Annotated in this window: 13 protein-coding genes; 10 read left to right on the top strand and 3 right to left on the bottom strand. The window is 66.2% G+C overall.

Annotation, left to right across the window (positions count from 1 at the left end; genetic code table 11):
• Position 1: 1 nt before the first annotated feature.
• Positions 2–790, bottom strand: a complete 789-nt coding sequence (locus tag ACP7AR_RS05545) for an IclR family transcriptional regulator (protein WP_426187653.1) — start codon at positions 788–790, stop codon at positions 2–4.
• Between the two features lie 101 nt (positions 791–891).
• Between ACP7AR_RS05545 and ACP7AR_RS05540 the strand changes: the two genes are divergently transcribed.
• Genes ACP7AR_RS05540 through ACP7AR_RS05530 form a run of 3 tightly spaced genes read left to right on the top strand, consistent with a single transcriptional unit; the run spans position 892 to position 3,510 of the window.
• Positions 892–1,680, top strand: a complete 789-nt coding sequence (locus ACP7AR_RS05540) for a CoA transferase subunit A (protein ID WP_426183574.1) — start codon at positions 892–894, stop codon at positions 1,678–1,680.
• A 1-nt stretch (position 1,681) separates the two neighbouring features.
• Entirely contained in the window at positions 1,682–2,335 is a 654-nt protein-coding gene (locus tag ACP7AR_RS05535; RefSeq protein ID WP_426183572.1) for a 3-oxoacid CoA-transferase subunit B, read from the top strand.
• Positions 2,332–3,510, top strand: coding sequence for an acetyl-CoA C-acetyltransferase (locus tag ACP7AR_RS05530; protein ID WP_426183570.1), 1,179 nt, complete (start codon positions 2,332–2,334; stop codon positions 3,508–3,510). The genes ACP7AR_RS05535 and ACP7AR_RS05530 overlap by 4 nt, the downstream gene beginning before the upstream one ends.
• A gap of 9 nt (positions 3,511–3,519) precedes the next feature.
• On the opposite strand, the gene ACP7AR_RS05525 is transcribed toward ACP7AR_RS05530, so the two are convergent.
• A complete protein-coding gene (locus tag ACP7AR_RS05525) occupies positions 3,520–3,816 on the bottom strand; it encodes a hypothetical protein (protein WP_426183568.1) in 297 nt (98 codons plus the stop codon).
• A 174-nt stretch (positions 3,817–3,990) separates the two neighbouring features.
• Here ACP7AR_RS05525 and ACP7AR_RS05520 point away from each other — a divergent pair, with 174 nt between their 5' ends.
• The 7 genes from ACP7AR_RS05520 to ilvC all read left to right on the top strand — a co-directional run bounded on the left by ACP7AR_RS05520 (position 3,991) and on the right by ilvC (position 12,707).
• Positions 3,991–5,226 carry an MFS transporter gene (locus tag ACP7AR_RS05520; RefSeq protein WP_426183566.1) on the top strand — a complete coding sequence of 412 codons (1,236 nt, stop codon included), beginning with the start codon at positions 3,991–3,993 and terminating at the stop codon, positions 5,224–5,226.
• Positions 5,227–5,262: 36 nt separating this feature from the next.
• Positions 5,263–6,675 carry an alpha,alpha-trehalose-phosphate synthase (UDP-forming) gene (locus tag ACP7AR_RS05515; protein ID WP_426183564.1) on the top strand — a complete coding sequence of 471 codons (1,413 nt, stop codon included), beginning with the start codon at positions 5,263–5,265 and terminating at the stop codon, positions 6,673–6,675.
• Positions 6,676–6,714: 39 nt separating this feature from the next.
• The gene (otsB, locus tag ACP7AR_RS05510) at positions 6,715–7,512 is read left to right on the top strand and encodes a trehalose-phosphatase (RefSeq protein ID WP_426183562.1); all 798 of its coding nucleotides are present in this window, start codon (positions 6,715–6,717) and stop codon (positions 7,510–7,512) included.
• Between the two features lie 9 nt (positions 7,513–7,521).
• Complete coding sequence (gene ilvD / locus ACP7AR_RS05505; protein ID WP_426183560.1) at positions 7,522–9,240, top strand: dihydroxy-acid dehydratase; 1,719 nt, start codon at positions 7,522–7,524, stop codon at positions 9,238–9,240.
• Positions 9,241–9,288: 48 nt separating this feature from the next.
• On the top strand, positions 9,289–11,091 hold the full coding sequence (locus ACP7AR_RS05500) for an acetolactate synthase large subunit (RefSeq protein WP_426183558.1): 1,803 nt from the start codon (positions 9,289–9,291) through the stop codon (positions 11,089–11,091).
• A 3-nt stretch (positions 11,092–11,094) separates the two neighbouring features.
• Positions 11,095–11,604, top strand: coding sequence for an acetolactate synthase small subunit (gene ilvN, locus ACP7AR_RS05495; protein WP_426183556.1), 510 nt, complete (start codon positions 11,095–11,097; stop codon positions 11,602–11,604).
• A gap of 74 nt (positions 11,605–11,678) precedes the next feature.
• Positions 11,679–12,707, top strand: a complete 1,029-nt coding sequence (ilvC, locus tag ACP7AR_RS05490; RefSeq protein ID WP_426183554.1) for a ketol-acid reductoisomerase — start codon at positions 11,679–11,681, stop codon at positions 12,705–12,707.
• A gap of 142 nt (positions 12,708–12,849) precedes the next feature.
• Here the strand turns inward: ilvC and ACP7AR_RS05485 are convergent, their stop codons facing one another.
• Complete coding sequence (locus ACP7AR_RS05485; protein WP_426183552.1) at positions 12,850–15,699, bottom strand: FAD-binding and (Fe-S)-binding domain-containing protein; 2,850 nt, start codon at positions 15,697–15,699, stop codon at positions 12,850–12,852.
• Between the last annotated feature and the right edge of the window lie 35 nt (positions 15,700–15,734).

Raw genomic sequence — 15,734 nt, 5'->3', positions numbered from 1 at the left:
ATCAGCGGCGGGCACTCGCGATGCGCGAAGACAGCTGATGTGCATGCGCCAGCAAGGTCCGCCCCAGGTGAGCGATCCGATCAGGGCCGAAGCGGAACTCCACGCCCGTCAGACTCAGCGCCCACTCGGGGCGTCCTGCACGATCGAACACCGCGGCGCCCATGCCCCAGCTGCCTTCGACGATGAGCCCAGGGTTGATCGCATATCCGCGTTCCTTGGTCTCCGCGAGCCTGGCGCGCAGGGGCTTCATCCCGTGCGTGCGACCCCATCGCTCGCTGAGCTCCGGATGTCGATCAAGATACGCATCCACATCGTGGTCGGGAAGGAACGACAGGATCGCCAGCCCGGCGCTCGCGACGCCGAGAGGGAACCGCACGCCCTCACTGAGTACGAACGAGCGGATCGGGAACGAGCCCTCCTCGCGCAGCAGGCACACCGTCTCATCGGCGCGGCGCACAGAGAGGAACGCGCTCTCCTCCGTCTTCACGGCGAGGGACCGCACGATGTCGCGTGCCAGGGCGGTGATGTCGTACCGCGCCGCCGCCACGGATCCCATGAGGAACAGCTCTGGTCCCGGCATCCATCGCGCGGTCTCCTCGTCGCGGTCGACGAGCCCTTCCGCCCGCAGCGCACTGAGAAGCCGATGGGTCGTGGAGCGGGACAGATCAGCGGACTGTGCGAGCTCGTGCAGGCTCGCGCCGTCCTCGCCGCTCGCCGTCACGAGACGCAACAGGTTCGCGGCGCGCGCTACGGCCTGCGCACCGGGGACCGCTCGCGTCGTGTTCACAATGTGGACGCTACCGGCACAATCGACCACATCGCAAGACCGGGCTTCGGTTCCGCTCAGGACAGGCGGATGCTGGAGGAAGACCTCACACGAAGGAGTGCTGCGTGATCGACAAGCAATGGGCATCGGCCGCCGAAGCCGTCGAAGACATCCAGGACGGCGCGTCGCTCGCCGTCGGGGGATTCGGCCTCTCCGGAAACCCGATCGCTCTCATCGAGGCACTGCTCGCGCAGGGCACGACCGACCTCAGCATCGTCAGCAACAACTGCGGCGTGGACGACTGGGGACTCGGGGTCCTCCTGAACGCACAGCGCATCCGGAAGATGACGTCGTCCTACGTGGGTGAGAACAAGGAGTTCGAGCGTCAGTTCCTCTCCGGTGAGCTCGAACTCGAGCTCACGCCGCAGGGCACGCTCGCCGAGAAACTGCGGGCGGGCGGATCAGGCATCGCGGCGTTCTACACGCAGACGGGCGTGGGGACCCAGGTCGCCGAAGGCGGTCTGCCGCGGCGGTACAACACGGACGGGTCCGTCGAGGTGGCCTCTCCCGTGAAGGATGTGCGCACGTTCGGTGTGAACGGCGTGCCGACGGAGTTCGTGCTCGAAGAGGCGATCACCACCGACTTCGCCCTCGTGCACGCGATCGCGGGGGACCGCCACGGCAATTTGGTCTTCAACAAGGCGGCCCGCAACTTCAACCCCCTCGCTGCCATGGCTGGTCGGGTCTGCATCGCCCAGGTCGAGCAGCTCGTCGAGCCGGGTGAGATCGATCCCGATCGTGTGCACCTGCCAGGCGTGTTCGTGCACCGCATCGTCGAGGTCGGCACCGACATCGAGAAACGCATCGAGCGGCGCACTGTCACGAAGACCGACACCGCACAGGAAGGTTCCTGACATGGCACTCACCCGCGAGCAGATGGCAGCGCGCGCTGCAGCCGAGCTCACCGACGGCTCGTACGTCAACCTCGGCATCGGTCTGCCCACTCTCGTTCCCAACTACGTGCCGGACGGTGTCACGGTCGTGCTGCAGTCCGAGAACGGCATCCTCGGAGTCGGCCCGTATCCGACTGAGGAGAATGTCGATCCCGACCTGATCAATGCCGGAAAGGAGACGGTCACGACGCTTCCGGGGACGGCGTTCTTCGACTCGGCCCTGAGCTTCGGAATGATCCGTGCGGGAAAGATCGACGCCGCGATCCTCGGCGCCATGCAGGTCTCCGCCACCGGTGATCTCGCGAATTGGATGATTCCAGGGAAGATGGTCAAAGGACCAGGCGGTGCGATGGATCTCGTCCACGGCGCAGGGCGACTCATCATCCTGATGGAGCACGTGGCGAAGGACGGCTCGGCGAAGATCGTCAACGAGTGCTCCTTGCCGCTCACCGGCAGGGCAGTGGCGCACCGCATCATCACGGACCTCGCCGTGATCGACGTCACCGAAGCCGGTCTCGTCCTGGTCGAAACGGCGCCCGGCGTGAGCATCCAGGACGTCGTCGACGCCACCGAACCCGCGCTGATCATCTCGGACGAACTCAAGGAGAAGTCATGACCGACATCGTCATCGTCGCGGCTGCCCGCACGCCGCAGGGGCGGCTCAAGGGGCAGCTGGCGCCGTTCACCGCTCCGCAACTCGGTGCGTTCGCCATCAAGGGGGCGCTGGCGCAGTCCGCGATCGACCCATCCTCGGTCGACGCAGTGATCGTCGGACAGGTTCTCGCGGCCGGCTCCGGGCAGAACGCTGCGCGCCAAGCCGCCATCGGCGCCGGTATCGGATGGGACGTGCCTGCGCACTCGATCAACAAGGTCTGCCTTTCGGGGCTGACCGCCATCATCGATGCCGCGCGCATGATCCGGACCGGCGATGCCACGACCGTGGTGGCCGCCGGCATGGAATCGATGACGCGCGCGCCGCACATGCTCATGGGCTCACGCGACGGCTGGACCTACGGCAGCGTCGAGGTGCTCGACCACATGGCCTTCGACGGACTCACAGACGCTTATGACAAGGAGAGCATGGGCGCGTCGACCGAACGTCACAACGAACGCTACGAACTCACGCGTGAGGCACAGGATGCCGTGGCAGCCGCTTCGCATCAGCGCGCCTCGGCAGCCACGGACACGGGAGCGTTCGACGCGGAGATCGTGCCGGTCGAAGTTCCCCAGCGCAGGGGCGATCCGATCATCGTCTCGAAAGACGAGGGCATCCGGCCGGATACCACGGTCGAGACGCTCGGCAAGCTTCGGCCGGCCTTCGCGGAGGGCGGGTCGATCACAGCGGGCAACTCGTCGCAGATCTCCGACGGCGCATCAGCGGTCGTCGTGACGACGCGTGAGAACGCCGAGGCGCAAGGGTGGCCGGTCCTTGTGACGATCGGCGCCAACGGGCAGACCGCTGGGCCGGACAACTCTCTGCATGCGCAGCCGGCTCGCGCGATCGAGCGAGCGCTGCAGAAGCAGGGCCTCACCGCGGACGATCTCGACCTGGTGGAGATCAACGAGGCGTTCGGTGCTGTCGTGGCGCGTTCGACCTCGGAACTCGGCCTCTCGGAGGAGATCGTGAACATCCACGGAGGGGGGATCGCGATCGGTCATCCGATCGGGGCGTCAGGCAACCGGCTGGTCGTGCACATGGCTCACGAACTCGCACGCCGCGGTGGCGGCACTGCGGCCGTCGGTCTGTGCGGGGGCGGCGGCCAGGGCGAGGCGCTGATCCTCACGCGCTGATCGGGTCGGTCAGCGGCGGGCCTTCGCATGACCCTGCGCGTCGGCGAGTGCCTTCTGGGACCGGAACTGCAACCGCTGAGCCTTCTTCGCCTTCTTGACCGACTGGGGTGAATCGGCGTCGACGAGCTCGCCGCGCCTCTCGCGTCGCATATCGATCACGGCGCCGACCGCGAGCGCAAGAGTGATTCCCCAGCTCAGCCAGGAGAGCGCAGCGCGCCAGGTGAGAGGTTCTTCACGGGTGCCGCGCAGTAGTGACACTCCTGCAGAGATCGCTGCGATGAGTCCTGTGCTGAAGAGGTAACGCATACCCTCACGCTACCCGGTCGATCCCGTCCGGTCCGGAGGCTGGAATCGCTCAGCTGAGATCGGTACGATGTCAGCGGCGTGCCCGCACGCCCGAAGCTGTGTATCTACCGGCCGCCGGCACCCCGACGGACAGCGGCGGCACCAGATCCCCGCGTCCTAGGGCGCGCGAGAGTCATGACCCAGACACACACCGTCAGCCCGTCGAACCTGCTGCGCGAAGCCGGTCTCGCGTATTTCATCGTCGCGTTCGTCGCACGTCTTCCTTTCGCGATGATGGTCGTCGGCGTCCTCACCGTCGCCGTCTCGGCTCGAGGATCCCTGTCACTGGGGGGACTCACCTCCGCAGCCGTCGGCATCGGTACTGCGTGCTTCGGACCGTTGCTCGGAGCAGCCGCAGATCGATTCGGACAGAGATTCGTGCTGCTGTTGCTCGCGATCGCCAATGCCACGATGCTCGTCGTCTTCACGGTCGTCGTCTACGGCGACGCCTCTGATCCCTTCGTGCTGCTGGCCGCATTCGGCATCGGCGCCACCGCGCCGCAGGTCGCACCGATGTCGCGTTCGCGACTGGTCACGATCATCTCCGAGCGGATGCCGGAGACCGTGCGTGCGCGCACTATCTCCGGAACCATGGCCTACGAGTCAGCTGCGGACGAGACGGTGTTCGTGTTCGGCCCTTTCATCGTCGGAGTGCTCGCCTCGGGCATCGCTCCGTGGGCACCGCTGGTCGGAGCCGCAGCGCTGACGGTGCTGTTCGTCGGTGCATTCGCGCTGCACCCCAGCGGCCGGTACATCTCGCGTGAACGCGACACGGATGGACGCGCGCCGTCGAGGGTGTCCGAACTGCTCAGGCCCGATCTGCTCGTGGTCGTTGTCGGCATCCTGGGCGTCGGCATCTTCTTCGGCACGATGCTCACCTCGCTGACGTCGTTCATGGCTGATCGCGGCGCACCCGAACAGGCGGGGCTGCTCTACGGCGTCATGGGGGTCGGTTCGGCGATTCTCGCGCTCGGCGTCGCCTGGCTGCCGCCGCGGTTCTCTCTGCGTGCGCGCTGGTTGGTGTTCGCAGGGACGCTCCTGCTCGGCTCGCTGCTGCTCGGCTTCGTCGACACGACGATCGGCATGACGGCGGCGTTGGCGATCATGGGAATCGGCATCGGGCCCACGCTCGTGACCCAGTACAGTTTCGGCGCGGCGCGCAGCCCGCGCGGGCGATCCGCGACGGTCATGACGATGCTGGGCTCCGGCGTGATCCTCGGGCAGTCGCTCGGTGCAGCCGTCACGGGTGAGATCGCCGAGTCGATCGGAACGTCAGCGGCGCTGATGCTGCCGATGGTCGCTGCGGCGATCACCTTCGCCACGGGCATCCTGAACTGGTTCCTGAGCCATGGGCGGCCTCGCAGTCGATAGCCTTGAGGAAACTGACCGCCGACGTGAGGAGTGTCCATGACCACTGCAGATTTCGTCGTCGTCGCGAACCGACTGCCCGTTGATCGCGTGGTGAGCGCCGACGGTGAAGAGAGTTGGCGAACGTCACCCGGAGGTCTGGTCGCGGCGCTGGAGCCCGTCATGAAACAGGTCGACGGCGCATGGGTCGGGTGGGCGGGTCAAGCCGACCTCGAACTCGAACCCTTCACGGCGAACGACATCCGCCTGATCCCCATCGCGTTGAGCGCACAGGAGGTCGCCGAGTACTACGAGGGCTTCGCCAACGACACGATCTGGCCGCTGTACCACGACGTCATCGCGCCGCCTCAGTTCCATCGGGAGTGGTGGGACGCGTACGTCTCGGTCAACCGGCGCTTCGCTGAGGCAGCGGCAGCGGCCGTCGCGAAGGACGGCACGGTGTGGGTGCACGACTACCAGCTCCAACTCGTCCCCGAGATGGTGCGCGCGCTCCGACCCGACGTCACGATCGGCTACTTCCATCACATCCCGTTCCCGATGCACGGCCTGTATGCCCAGCTCCCATGGCGCGACCAGGTGCTCAGAGGGTTGCTCGGCGCCGATGTCGTAGGTTTCCAGCGCGCTCAGGACGCGACGTACTTCCTCGCTGCGGTACGCCGACGCCTGAGGTACGAGGTGAAATCCACGACGGTCGCGGTCCCCGATGAGAACGGCAACCGCACGGTGATCGCGAAGGCATTCCCGATCTCGATCGATACGACCCCCTATCTCGAGCTCGCCGCCAGGCCCGAGGTGCAGGCCCGCGCGCTCGAGATCCGCGAGAGCCTCGGGAATCCGAAGCGCATTCTGCTCGGTGTCGACCGCCTCGATTACACCAAGGGCATCCGGCACCGGATCAAGGCATATGGCGAGCTTCTCGCGGAGGGGAGGTTGAACGTCGAGGAGGTCACCCTCATACAGGTGGCGAGCCCGAGCCGAGAGCGAGTGGATGCCTACATCAATCTTCGCGACGAGATCGAACTCGCCGTCAGCCGGATCAACGGTGACACCGACACGATGGAGCACACGGCGATCCGCTATCTGCACCAGGGCTACCCCCGCGAAGAGATGGTGGCGCTCTATCTCGCGGCCGATGTGATGCTGGTGACTGCGCTCCGCGACGGCATGAATCTCGTCGCGAAGGAGTACGTCGCGTCCCGTACCGACAATCGTGGCGTGCTCGTGCTGAGCGAATTCACCGGTGCCGCGGACGAACTGCGTCAGGCTGTGCGCGTCAACCCGCACGACATCGAGGATCTGAAGGACGCGATCATGGCGGCCGTCGAGATGGCCCCGGGGGAGCAGGGCAAGCGGATGCGCTCGCTGCGCCGCCGCGTGCTCGAGCACGATGTCATCGCCTGGTCGGCGTCGTTCCTGGAGGCGCTGTCCGCTGCTCGTTCCTCACGTCCGTGAGAGGCTGGCCGGGACCCCGATCCGACGAGGAGAGACGCTGTGACCCGCACCTGGACCCCTGGAACCGCTGACGACGCGCTGACGGCCATCGCGGCCACCCCGCGGCTGGTCATCGCGTTGGATTTCGACGGCGTCGCTTCGCCGTTGGTGGCAGAGCCGATGGCCGCGCGCGCCCTGCCTGAAGTCAAGACGCAGCTCGACCGCCTCGCGGCGCTTCCCGACACATTCATCGCATACGTGTCGGGCCGAAGCATGCACGACCTGCAGGAGATCACCGAGCACACGGCTGACTCGCACGTCACGCTCGCCGGGTCGCACGGCGCCCAGTACTGGTTCCCCGGAATCGGCGTCGCCGATGCACCCGGGGCATCGACGGAGGAGGGTGCGAGGGAAGCGCTCTGGGCAGCCGCCCAGCCGATCGTGGATCGCTACGAGAACGTGAGACTCGAGCCGAAGACCTTCGGCATGGGCATCCACACCCGTCAGGCGTCGCCGGAGGTCGAGGCTGCGGCTTTCGCGGAGATCGATGCGCTGGTGGCAGAGCGGTTCCCGCACTGGCGCCGGAGGTCAGGTCACCGCGTGTTGGAATTCTCGTCGCGAGCCGAAGGCAAGGACACGGCGATGAGTGCTCTGCGCGAGCACTTCGACGCCACCGGTATCTTCTTCGCCGGCGACGACGTCACCGACGAAGACGCCCTGCGAGTGCTGCAGCCAGGAGATCTCGGCGTACGAGTCGGCCCTGGCGAGAGTGCGGCGACTCTTCGTGTGGAGAACCCACAACAGATCGCCGCGCTTCTGGAGGCGCTTGCGAACGAGCGCGCTGCCGGACGGGAATAGACTGCCGTCATGTCCCCGCAAGATCCTTCTTCGAACGCGCCCATCGACATCAAGCCCCGAAGCCGAGTCGTCACCGACGGCATCGAGGCCACGACCTCGCGAGGAATGCTCCGTGCCGTCGGCATGGGCGACGCGGACTGGGACAAACCCCAGATCGGCATCGCGTCGAGTTGGAACGAGATCACGCCGTGCAACCTGAGCCTCGATCGGCTCGCGCAGGCCGCCAAGGAGGGCGTGCACGGCGGCGGCGGCTACCCGCTGCAGTTCGGCACGATCTCGGTCTCGGACGGCATCTCCATGGGCCACGAGGGCATGCACTTCTCGCTCGTCTCGCGTGAGGTCATCGCCGACTCCGTCGAGACCGTGATGATGGCGGAGCGCCTCGACGGCAGCGTGCTTCTCGCGGGCTGCGACAAGTCCATTCCTGGCATGCTGATGGCCAGCGCCAGACTCGACCTCTCCAGCGTCTTCCTCTATGCCGGATCGATCGCACCCGGATGGGTGAAGCTTTCGGACGGCACCGAGAAGGACGTCACCATCATCGACTCGTTCGAGGCCGTCGGCGCATGCCGTGCCGGGCTCATGAGCGAAGAGGATCTCAAGCGGATCGAGTGCGCGATCGCGCCAGGGGAGGGCGCCTGCGGTGGCATGTACACCGCCAACACCATGGCGTCAGTGGCCGAAGCACTCGGCCTCAGCCTGCCGGGCTCTGCCGCGCCGCCCGCAGCCGACCGCCGTCGCGACTACTTCGCTCACCGCTCAGGGGAGGCGGTCGTGAACCTGCTGCGTCAGGGGATCACCACCCGCGACATCCTGACCAAGGAGGCGTTCGAGAACGCGATCGCATTGGCGATGGCACTGGGCGGCTCGACCAACGTCGTGCTGCATCTGCTCGCGATCGCTCGCGAGGCGGACGTCGAACTGAGCCTGCACGACTTCAACCGGATCGGCGACAAGGTCCCGCACGTCGCCGACATGAAGCCCTTCGGCAAGTACGTCATGAACGACGTCGACCGTCACGGCGGAATCCCCGTCATCATGAAGGCCATGCTCGACGAGGGGCTGCTGCATGGCGATGCCCTCACCGTCACGGGCAAGACCCTGGCCGAGAACCTCGCAGACCTCGACCCGCAGCCGATCGACGGCGAGGTCATCCACACCTTCGACAACCCGATCCACGCCACCGGCGGCCTGACGATCCTGCATGGATCCCTCGCCCCGGAGGGCGCGGTCGTGAAGACCGCTGGATTCGATGCCACAGTGTTCGAGGGCCCCGCGCGCGTCTTCGAACGCGAGCGCGCTGCGATGGATGCCGTCGCGAACGGCGAGATCAAGGCCGGAGAGGTCATCGTCATCCGCTACGAGGGACCGAAGGGCGGACCCGGCATGCGGGAGATGCTCGCGATCACTGCGGCCATCAAGGGCGCTGGCCTCGGAAAAGATGTACTACTCTTGACTGACGGACGATTCTCAGGCGGCACAACCGGCCTGTGCATCGGCCACATAGCACCCGAAGCGGTGGACGCAGGTCCTATCGCCTTCGTGCGCGATGGTGATCTGATACGGGTCGATATCGCAGCTCGCTCTCTTGATTTACTCGTCGATGAGGCAGAGCTCGCCTCCCGCCGTTCTGGCTGGGAGCCGCTTCCCCCGCGCTATACCCGTGGCGTTCTTGCCAAGTACTCGCGACTCGTGCGTTCCGCTGCGGAAGGCGCGACGACCGGTTGATCCTCGTCGGCCTGATGCTGACGACTTCTCAGATCACCAAGGAAAGACATGACTGCTGACTCTGTTTCGGCCGTTCCACGGCCGCCGTCCCAGAAGGCCGCTGCTCCCGAGATCACGGGGGCGGAAGCCGTCGTCCGCGCTCTCGGGCTCCTCGGCGTGACCGATGTGTTCGGCATCCCCGGCGGGACGATCATGCCCGTCTACGACCCGCTGCTCGACGACGACACCGTCCGGCACATCCTTGTTCGTCATGAGCAGGGAGCAGGCCACGCGGCCGAGGGTTACGCGGCCGCAAGCGGACGTGTCGGTGTCGCGATCGCGACCTCGGGCCCCGGGGCGACCAACCTCGTGACCGCGATCGCGGATGCCTACATGGATTCGGTACCGCTCGTGGCGATCACGGGGCAGGTGTTCAGTCACCTGATGGGGACCGACGCGTTCCAGGAGGCCGACATCGTCGGCATCACCATGCCGGTGACGAAGCACTCCTTCCTCGTGAAGCACCCGGAGGACATCCCCGGTGCCCTCGCGGCGGCGTTCGAGGTCGCCTCGACGGGCCGCCCCGGTCCCGTGCTCGTGGACATCACGAAGGACGCGCAGCAGAAGTCGGCGCCTTTCGTCTGGCCGCCCAAGGTCGATCTGCCCGGCTACCGTCCGGTCACCAAAGCCCACGGCAAGCAGATCCAGGCGGCTGCGGCTCTGCTCGCAGATGCGAAGAAGCCGGTGCTGTACGTGGGCGGCGGCGTCGTCCGCGGTCGTGCCGCAGCAGAGCTGCTGGCCCTCGCGGAATCGACCAACGCACCGGTCGTGACGACGCTGATGGCGCGTGGCGTCTTCCCCGACTCGCACCAGCAGCATCTCGGCATGCCGGGTATGCACGGCACCGTTCCTGCCGTGCTCGCCCTGCAGGAATCCGACCTCATCGTGGCGCTCGGTGCGCGATTCGATGACCGTGTCACCGGAAAGGCCGCCGACTTCGCACCGAACGCCAAGGTCGTGCACGTCGACATCGACCCCGCCGAGATCTCGAAGATCCGCAACGCGGACGTGCCGATCGTCGGCGACGTACGGGATGTGCTGATCGATCTGGATGCCGCATTCCGAGGAGTCGTCGGAAGCGCGAAGCCGGATATCTCGGAGTGGTGGGCGTACCTGGACGGCCTGCGCGAGGAGTTCCCGCTCGGGTTCTCGCCCACGGAGGACGGTCTGCTCGCCCCGCAGCATGTCATCCAGCGGATCGGAGAGCTCACCGGACCGGAGGGCATCTACGTCGCCGGTGTCGGACAGCACCAGATGTGGGCCGCGCAGTTCATCAAGTACGAGCGCCCGAACGCCTGGCTGAACTCCGGCGGCGCGGGCACCATGGGCTATTCCGTTCCTGCCGCCATGGGCGCCAAGGTCGCGGAGCCGGACCGTGTCGTATGGTCGATCGACGGCGACGGATGCTTCCAGATGACCAATCAGGAACTCGCCACCTGCGCGATCAACAACATCCCCATCAAAGTCGCGATCATCAACAACTCCTCGTTGGGCATGGTGCGTCAGTGGCAGACCCTGTTCTATGACGGTCGTCATTCCAACACCGACCTGAACACCGGTCACGGCACGATCCGCATCCCCGACTTCGTCAAGCTCGCCGAGGCGTACGGCTGCCTCGCGATCCGCGTGGAGAAGGAAGAGGAAGTCGATGCCGCGATCAAACTGGCGCTGGAGACCAACGACCGACCGGTCGTGATCGACTTCGTCGTGTCGGCCGACGCAATGGTGTGGCCGATGGTGCCGCAGGGCGTCAGCAACAGCTACGTCCAATACGCGCGCGATCATGCGCCGACGTTCGATGAGGAGGTCTGAGCCATGTCGACCCACGTACTGAGTCTCCTCGTCGAGGACACCCCAGGACTGCTGACCCGTGTCGCGGGTCTCTTCGCCCGTCGCGGGTTCAACATCGAGTCACTCGCCGTCGGCGTCACCGAGGTGCCGGGGGTATCGCGCATCACTGTCGTCGTCGACGTCGACCAACTGCCGCTCGAGCAGGTGACGAAACAGCTGAACAAGCTGATCAACGTCATCAAGATCGTGGAGCTCGACTTCGCCACTTCCGTGCAGCGCCATCATGTGCTGGTCAAGGTGCGCACCGACAACGCCACGCGCTCGAACGTGATCGAGATCGTGAACCTGTTCCGCGCCTCGGTCGTCGACTATGCCTCGGATGCTGTGGTGATCGAGGTGACCGGCGACAAGGGCAAGGTCGATGCGATCCTGCGCGCCCTCGAGCCGTTCGGCATCAAGGAACTCTCCCAGTCCGGCCTGCTCGCCATCGGGCGAGGCGGCAAGAGCATCACAGAACGCGTTCTGCGCGGCTGACGACCCAGACCCGCCGGTCCCGGAGCCTGTCGAAGGGCCCGGCATGCAAAACCACTAGCAAGGAGAAACACAACGTGAGTACTGAGATCTTCTACGACGCCGACGCCGACCTGTCCCTCATCCAGAGCAAGAAGGTGGCGATCGTCGGGTACGGCTCGCAGGGCCACGCCCACGCGCAGAACCTGCGCGACTCGGGTGTCGAGGTCGCGATCGCGCTGAAGGACGGCTCGAAGTCCGCCGCGAAGGCGGAAGAGGCAGGCTTCCCCGTCAAGACCGTCGCGGACGCAACGACCTGGGCCGACCTCATCATGATCCTCGCGCCGGATCAGCACCAGCGGACGATCTACTCCGAGTCGATCGCCCCGAACCTCACCGAGGGCAAGACTCTCGCGTTCGCGCACGGCTTCAACATCCGCTTCGGTTACATCGACGCGCCTGAGGGCGTCGACGTCATCCTCGTCGCGCCCAAGGCTCCTGGGCACACCGTGCGCCGCGAGTTCGTCGCCGGCCGTGGCATCCCGGACATCATCGCCGTCGAGAAGGACGCCTCGGGTCAGGCATGGGCCCTCGCGCTCTCTTACGCCAAGGCCATCGGCGGCACCCGCGCCGGCGTCATCAAGACGACCTTCACGGAAGAGACCGAGACCGACCTGTTCGGTGAGCAGGCCGTGCTTTGCGGCGGTGTCAGCCACCTCGTGCAGGCTGGCTTCGAGACCCTCACCGAGGCGGGCTACCAGCCGCAGATCGCCTACTTCGAGGTTCTGCACGAGCTCAAGCTCATCGTCGACCTCATGTGGGAGGGCGGCATCGCCAAGCAGCGCTGGTCGATCTCCGACACCGCTGAGTTCGGCGACTACGTCTCTGGTCCGCGCGTGATCGACGCACGCGTCAAGGAGAGCATGCAGGGTGTGCTCGCCGACATCCAGTCCGGTGCATTCGCGAAGCGCTTCATCGATGACCAGGACAACGGCGCCGAAGAGTTCCTGGCGCTGCGCGCCAAGGAGGAGACGCACCCCATCGAGGTCACCGGCAAGGAGCTTCGTTCGCTCTTCGCATGGAAGCAGCAGGATGAGGACTACGTGGATGGATCGGCTGCACGCTGATTCACCACCTCACGAAGAACGGGCATCCCTCTACGGGGTGCCCGTTCTTCGTTGACTCGTCCATTTCGGGTAGCTCACGGATTCCTACGGCAATCCCGTACGCGAGACAGATTGAGACGGCCGGTCGCGCCAGGGCTGGCAGTCAGGGGCGCGTGAGCTCTTCCAGTACCTCGATGACGTGACGGTAGGGCTTGCCGGTGGCGCGGGTCATGCCGATCTCGCACGTGCGGTTCGCAGAGACGAATGCGTCGAAGCCGTCGCGTTGGGCATCCGCTGCCGACACTTCAGCGGATTCGACGGCCGTGGCGCTCTCGGTGAGCTCCGGATGCAGCATCCCACGGTCGCCGGCGAAGGCGCAGCAGCCCCAGCCCTCGGGGATGTAGACCTCGTCGGCCACCGCTGAGGCGAGTGCGGTGAGAGCGCCAGTCGCGCCGAGCGCCGTCGTAGAGCACGTCGGATGCACGGCGATCGATTCCAGCTTCTGAGCGACTGCGAGTCGGGGGAGCACCTCCCGTGCGACGTAGGTCGTCGCATCCTCGATCCGGAGACCGGCATACTCCGGGTACTCGGCCAGCGATTTCGACAGCATGACGTGCAGACCTTCGGTGCAGGATGCGGCATCGCAGACGACCGGCAACTCGCCGCCTCTGCTTGCTTCCCAGAGCGAGGCGAGAACTCGGCGGGTCATCCGGTCGTAGCCGGACAGATGCCCCTTGGACTTCCAGGGCGTCCCGCAGCACAGCCCTCCGGCGTCGTGAGGGATCACAACGGGGATGCCGGCCCGATCGAGCAGTGCACTCAACGCCTCACGTGAGCCGTGCCCATCTCCCTCCGGGCCGAACATCGTGCCTATGCAGGCTCCGAAGAAGACGGCCCGCGCGTCGACCGGGGCGTTCGGCTTCGGCGCCTTGGAACCACCGCGAGGGAGACCCGCGTCATACAGCGGCATCGTCTCGGCCCCGAGCACGGCGCGGCCGAGATGGGTGACCCCTTTCACCAGTGGTGCGGGCAGAGCATCGGCGACGGTCAGGGCCACGCCGCCGACACCGGTGACCGCACCCCAGTTCTTCGCCGCGACATCCCAGATGCCGTCCTCGATCTTCGACGCCTCCTCGGCGCGCAGGCGTCGCACCAGGTCTCCGGTGTTGATGTCCACGGGGCACGCGACGGCGCACATGCCGTCGACAGCGCAGGTCTGCACGCCCTCGTAGTCGTAGTCCGAGCGCAGGTCTTCGAGCAGTGCTTCATCGCCCTGCTCCTCGGCCCAGGCCATGTCGCGACGCAGCACTATGCGCTGACGTGGCGTGAGAGTGATGTCCTTGCTCGGGCAGGTCGGCTCGCAGTAGCCGCATTCCACGCAGCGGTCCACCTCGCTCTCGACGGTCGGCACGCGCTTGAGGTCGTGCAGATACGAATCGGCATCGTCCGAGAGCACGACGCCGGGATTCAGGATGCCGTCCGGATCGATCAGGCGCTTGATGTCCCACATGATGTCCGTGAGGAAGTCGCCGTACTGACGCCTCACGAACGGCGCCATGATGCGGCCAGTGCCGTGCTCGGCTTTCAGCGACCCACCCTGTGCCAGCACGAGATCGACGAGATCAGCCGTGAAGCGCCGGTATCTGGCGACGCTCGATTCGTCGTCGAAACGTTCGTTCAGCAGGAAGTGGACATTGCCGTCCTTGGCGTGGCCGAAGATCACCGAACCTTCGTAGCCGTGCGTCGCGAACAGCTCGATCAGCTGCTCGCAGGTCGTGAGCAGTCGATCGACCGGAACGACGATGTCCTCCAGCAGCGCCGTCGTGCCAGAGGGACGCGCACCGGCCACAGCGGTGTAGAGGCCCTTGCGGACGGTCCAGAGTGCTGCGCGCTCGGCGGCGTCCGTGGTCAGGACCGGCGCGACGGCGAGCGGGAGCGCCGCGAACTCCCCGAGAGCGGCATCGCTCGCTGTCATCAGTTCGTCGACACCCGATGCGTGCACTTCGACGAGCAACGCGGCATGGTCGTGCACATCGATCGCCGCGATCGCCGCAGGCACATCGCTGAGCCCCTGAGCGACGCGGAGGGATGCGGCATCCATCAGCTCGATCGTCGCGAGTCCCTGCCCCGCGAAACCGTGTTCAGCGAGCGCGGGCAGAGCCGTCATGGCGTCGGCCAGAGTCTGGAACACCAGCAGCCCGGTGGCGACCTGCGGGCGGATCACGATCGTACGGAACCGTGCCTCGGCGACGAACGCCAAGGTGCCCTCGGAGCCGATCACGAGGTGCTCGAGGATGCGCACGGGGTCGTCGAAGTCGAGCAGGGCATTGAGCCCGTAGCCCATCGTGTTCTTCATCGAGAACTGCTGTCGCACGAGATCGACATCATCCGGGGAGTCGAGCAGGCGCTCGCGCAGAGCGATGAGACCGTCGGCGATCTCCGGTTCAGCGGTCTGCAGCTGGTCGAGTGCATCGGGTGCGCCGGTGTCGAGGATCGTACCGCTCGGCAGCACCAGCAGCAGCGATTCGACCGTCCGATACGAGTTCTCCGTGACGCCACATGCCATGCCACTGGAGTTGTTCGCGATCACTCCGCCGATCGTGCAGGCGATCTCGCTCGCAGGGTCAGGACCGAGCTTGCGCCTGTGCCTGGCGAGCCGGGTGTTCACCTGGCGTACCGTCGCACCGGGCTCGACGCTGACGATCCGGCCCTCGTCTTCGACCCGGATGTTCCGGAAGCTGCTGCGAGTGTCCACCAGGATGTCGCCCGACACGGCCTGCCCGGAGAGGCTCGTGCCCCCGGACCGGAAGGTCAACGTACGTCCGGCGGCGCGCACTGCGGCGAAGGCTCTGGCGACGCCGACGGCGCTCACGGGCGTCAGCACGGCATCCGGGATCAGAAGGTAATGAGACGCATCGTGTGCGCGAGCGAAGCGATCGATCGAGCGAGAGCTGAGCGTCGTGTCCGCACCCAGCAGCGCGGTATCAAGCGGAGGCGCGAGTGTCGTCGACACGAATCTCCCAAAGTTGTCAGACAAGAATACTGAGA

It is taken from the genome of Microbacterium sp. TWP3-1-2b2 (assembly GCF_049896145.1).
Taxonomy (GTDB): Bacteria; Actinomycetota; Actinomycetes; order Actinomycetales; family Microbacteriaceae; genus Microbacterium.
Note: the sequence above shows the minus strand (reverse complement) of the source record. Positions and strands in the feature narration are given on the sequence as shown.

What these genes read in the sequence shown, in the direction of transcription:
- ACP7AR_RS05520 (WP_426183566.1), top strand. Translation starts at nt 3,991, where the DNA reads ATGACCCAGACACACACCGTCAGCCCGTCGAACCTGCTGCGCGAAGCC.
- ACP7AR_RS05500 (WP_426183558.1), top strand. Translation starts at nt 9,289, where the DNA reads ATGACTGCTGACTCTGTTTCGGCCGTTCCACGGCCGCCGTCCCAGAAG.
- ACP7AR_RS05515 (WP_426183564.1), top strand. Translation starts at nt 5,263, where the DNA reads ATGACCACTGCAGATTTCGTCGTCGTCGCGAACCGACTGCCCGTTGAT.
- ACP7AR_RS05525 (WP_426183568.1), bottom strand. Translation starts at nt 3,816, where the DNA reads ATGCGTTACCTCTTCAGCACAGGACTCATCGCAGCGATCTCTGCAGGA.
- ilvD (WP_426183560.1), top strand. Translation starts at nt 7,522, where the DNA reads ATGTCCCCGCAAGATCCTTCTTCGAACGCGCCCATCGACATCAAGCCC.
- ACP7AR_RS05535 (WP_426183572.1), top strand. Translation starts at nt 1,682, where the DNA reads ATGGCACTCACCCGCGAGCAGATGGCAGCGCGCGCTGCAGCCGAGCTC.
- ACP7AR_RS05530 (WP_426183570.1), top strand. Translation starts at nt 2,332, where the DNA reads ATGACCGACATCGTCATCGTCGCGGCTGCCCGCACGCCGCAGGGGCGG.
- ilvN (WP_426183556.1), top strand. Translation starts at nt 11,095, where the DNA reads ATGTCGACCCACGTACTGAGTCTCCTCGTCGAGGACACCCCAGGACTG.